Raw genomic sequence first — 3705 nt, 5'->3', positions numbered from 1 at the left:
CCAGCGCGTCCACCCCGAGCGCGCCGGCGGCCGGGCGGGTCTCCTGCTCCGGCGCGGAGCGCTGGGCGGGGACGAGCGGCGCGGCGGTCGTGGTGGTGGCGCCGTCGACGGCCGGGTCGGCGGGGGTGTCGCCGGTGCCGGTGGTGTGGCCGGTCGGGGTGGTGGCCATCGGGGTGCCTCCAGGTCGTACGGTGCCGTCCTCCCCCCATCGGAGCAACCGGGCCTCGCCGTTACGCCGTACCGCCCGGGGCCGGCGGGATCATCAGGATCGACGAGACGGTACGGACGACGGGTGACCTGGATCGCCCGTTTACCCTGGTCGTGTGCAGACCCCGACCGTCCTCGTCGTGGACTACGGCGCCCAGTACGCGCAGCTCATCGCCCGTCGCGTGCGCGAGGCGGACGTCTACTCCGAGATCGTGCCCGCGTCCCTGCCCGTCGCCGAGATCGTGGCCCGCGAGCCCGCCGCGGTGATCCTCTCCGGCGGCCCCGCGAGCGTGTACGCCGACGGCGCCCCCGCGGTCGACCCGGCGCTGTTCGAGGCCGGCATCCCGGTGTTCGGCATGTGTTACGGCTTCCAGGCGATGGCCCGGGCGCTGGGCGGCGAGGTCGCCCACGACGGCACCCGCGAGTACGGCCGCACCGAGGTCGCGCTGACCGGTACCCCCGGCACGCTGCACGAGGGCCTGCCCCGCACGCACCCGGTGTGGATGAGCCACGGCGACTCGGTGACCGCCGCCCCCGCGGGATTCACCGTCACCGCGTCGACCGACCGGGTCGCGGTCGCCGCGTTCGAGGACACCGACCGGCGTCTGGCCGGCGTGCAGTACCACCCCGAGGTCGGGCACTCGCCGCACGGCCAGGAGGTGCTGCGCCGGTTCCTGCACGACATCGCGGGCATCCGCCCGTCCTGGACGACGGCGTCGATCATCGACGAGACCGTCGAGGCGATCCGTGCCCAGGTCGGCGACGGCCGCGCGATCTGCGGGCTGTCCGGCGGGGTCGACTCCGCCGTCGCCGCCGCGCTCGTCCAGCGCGCCATCGGTGACCGGCTGACCTGCGTGTTCGTCGACCACGGGCTGATGCGGTCCGGGGAGCGCGAGCAGGTCGAGAAGGACTTCGTCGCCGCCACCGGCGCGACCCTGCACGTCGCCGAGGCCGCCGACCGGTTCCTCGAGGCGCTCGCCGGGGTCACCGAGCCCGAGCAGAAGCGCAAGATCATCGGCCGGGAGTTCATCCGGGTCTTCGAGACGGCCACGGCGGAGGTGGTCGCCGACCACCACGTCGGGTTCCTGGTCCAGGGGACGCTCTACCCCGACGTCGTCGAGTCCGGTGGCGGCGACGGCACCGCGGTGATCAAGAGCCACCACAACGTCGGCGGTCTGCCCGACGACATCGAGTTCGACCTGGTCGAGCCGCTGCGTGCGCTGTTCAAGGACGAGGTCCGGATGGTCGGTGCCGAGCTGGGGCTGCCCGAGGTCATCGTCGCCCGCCAGCCGTTCCCCGGCCCCGGCCTGGGCATCCGCATCATCGGCGAGGTCACCCGCGACCGGCTGGAGACGCTGCGGGCCGCGGACGCGATCGCCCGCGAGGAGCTGACCGCCGCCGGGCTGGACCGCGAGATCTGGCAGTGCCCGGTGGTGCTGCTGGCCGACGTCCGCAGCGTCGGTGTGCAGGGTGACGGCCGCACCTACGGCCACCCGATCGTCCTGCGCCCGGTGTCCAGCGAGGACGCGATGACCGCGGACTGGACCCGGCTGCCCTACGACGTCGTCGAGCGGATCTCCACCCGGATCACCAATGAGGTGTCCGAGGTCAACCGGGTCGTCATCGACGTCACGAGCAAGCCCCCGGGCACCATCGAATGGGAGTGACCGGGGCCTGACGTAACAGGGGCGGGGCCGATGTCTCGGCCCCGCCCCGGCCAGCCCGGGCCTCGCGGTGTCCGACCCCCGTCGGACACCGCTGCCACGCGGGCGGCGGCGGGTCCGGCGGCGCTCCCCAGCCCGCCGGCTCCCGTGATGACCCTTCAGTCGTCCGATGTGGCCCTGGAGTTACGCACACTCGCCATCAGGAATGCGATCCCCGCCACAACGGCGGTCCCGGCGAGCACCCAGCGCAGGTCGACGACCTCCCACGGGGCGATCCCGAGGACCCCGCAGACCGCCACCAGCAGCGACAGGACCCCGGCGACGAGGGCGAACGGGTCGGCGCGACGGGCGAGCGAGCTATCCACGGGTGACCTCCACGGTTCCCAGCTCGGCCCGCAGGTCGAGCTCCAGCACCCGGCCACCGGGTCCGTCCGGGCCGGGGTCGTTCACGGTCAGGTCCACGTCCTGCCCGGTGCGGGTCTGCCCGTCGACGGTCAGGTCGCCGGTGCCCACCGAGCCACGGACGAGCAGGTCGGCGTCCCGCGGGACCCGGATCTCCACCGCCCCCGCGCCGACCTCGGCCCGGGTGCGGACGGGCCCGGTCGCGCCGGGCGTCGCGGCGAGGTCGAGGCGGGTCAGGTCGAGCTGGACCGTGCCGGTGCCGCGCCGGTACTCCGGGGCGAGCTCGGCGACGGTCGCGGGGGCCACGACGGTCTCCCCGATGCCACCGCGCACGGCCCATCCGTCGGGACCGACGGCGTCGTTGAGCGGGATGGTGGCCGCCGTGACGAGCGCGAGCAGCACCGCGAACGGCACCAGCCAGCGTCCGGCGCGCCGCAGCGCGCCGACGACCAGCCCGGCCCCGACGACGGCGAGCGCGGCCCCGGGGACGGCCGAGGCCGGCACCGCACCCGGTGCGGCCAGGGCGAGCACCCCCACCATCCCGGCGACGACGAGCGACACGGCCAGCGTGATCGGTGTGAGCGTCGAGCGGGGCGCCGGGGGCGGACCCGGCTCCGGTCCCGGTTCGGGCAGGTCCCAGGCGAACGGTGCGGCGCCGAGCGGGTCCCAGGCCGGTGGCGTCACCTGCGCCACGGTGGGGGCGTGCGGGTCCGCGACCCACGGCACCACGGGTGTCGGCGACGCGGCGGCCTCCCGGGCCCCGGGCCGGTTCCCCCGGGTCACGTGCAGCGCGACGAGCAGCGCGACGGTGACGACGGCGGGGATGACGCGGTCGGCGGACAGCACCAGCGGGACGGCCAGCAGCGCGGCCAGGACCAGCAGCGTCACCGACAGCGCCGACGACGGTCCGCTGCGCGGCGGGACCGGGCTGCCGGGCGGGCCGGCGTCCGGCAGGACCGCGCAGCCCGCCAGGTAGAGCGGGATGCCGGGGCCAGCGATCGCGACGACGACGAACCCGACCCGGACCAACGTCGGGTCGATCTCGTAGCGGCGCGCGATCGCGGCGGACACCCCGGCGAGCTTGCGGTCGTCGCGCGGACGCAGGGGCCGGGAGTCCCACATGTCGCGCATGGTGTTCCGGGCCGTCGCCGTCGCCGACGGTGGTCGGCCGCTCCCGGGCAGCTGCGTCTGGTTCATGGCGTCGAGCCTGCCGTCCGGGCGGGCCCCGGCGTCTCGGGGACAACCCCGAGACGACCCCGGTCCCGATCCGGAGGGGATCCGGCGCGGGTCGTGTGACGATGGGGTCGTGAACAGCTCGGACCCCTCGACCGGTACCGCACCGGGGTCGGCGGACGCGCCGACGCGGCCCACCGCCGCTCCGTGGGCGGCCCCGTCGCACGGTGTCGCGCTGCCCGGTGCCGCGCTGCCCGGC

Annotated in this window: 3 protein-coding genes; 1 reads left to right on the top strand and 2 read right to left on the bottom strand. The window is 75.6% G+C overall.

Annotated elements, in window-relative coordinates; genetic code table 11:
* The first annotated feature begins 323 nt into the window (after positions 1-323).
* A complete protein-coding gene (gene guaA / locus GTW08_RS18425; RefSeq protein WP_073576425.1) occupies positions 324-1874 on the top strand; it encodes a glutamine-hydrolyzing GMP synthase in 1551 nt (516 codons plus the stop codon).
* Positions 1875-2029: 155 nt separating this feature from the next.
* Here guaA and GTW08_RS18420 read toward each other — a convergent pair whose 3' ends face one another.
* Both GTW08_RS18420 and GTW08_RS18415 read right to left on the bottom strand, forming a co-directional pair.
* Positions 2030-2236: a hypothetical protein gene (locus tag GTW08_RS18420; protein ID WP_073576424.1), complete on the bottom strand. Its 207-nt coding sequence runs from the start codon at positions 2234-2236 to the stop codon at positions 2030-2032.
* Complete coding sequence (locus tag GTW08_RS18415; protein ID WP_161152276.1) at positions 2229-3470, bottom strand: PspC domain-containing protein; 1242 nt, start codon at positions 3468-3470, stop codon at positions 2229-2231. The genes GTW08_RS18420 and GTW08_RS18415 overlap by 8 nt, the downstream gene beginning before the upstream one ends.
* Positions 3471-3705: the final 235 nt, after the last annotated feature.

It is taken from the genome of Pseudonocardia sp. SID8383 (assembly GCF_009864975.1).
Taxonomy (GTDB): domain Bacteria; phylum Actinomycetota; class Actinomycetes; order Mycobacteriales; family Pseudonocardiaceae; genus Pseudonocardia; species Pseudonocardia alni.
This window is presented reverse-complemented; position numbering and strand designations above follow the sequence as displayed.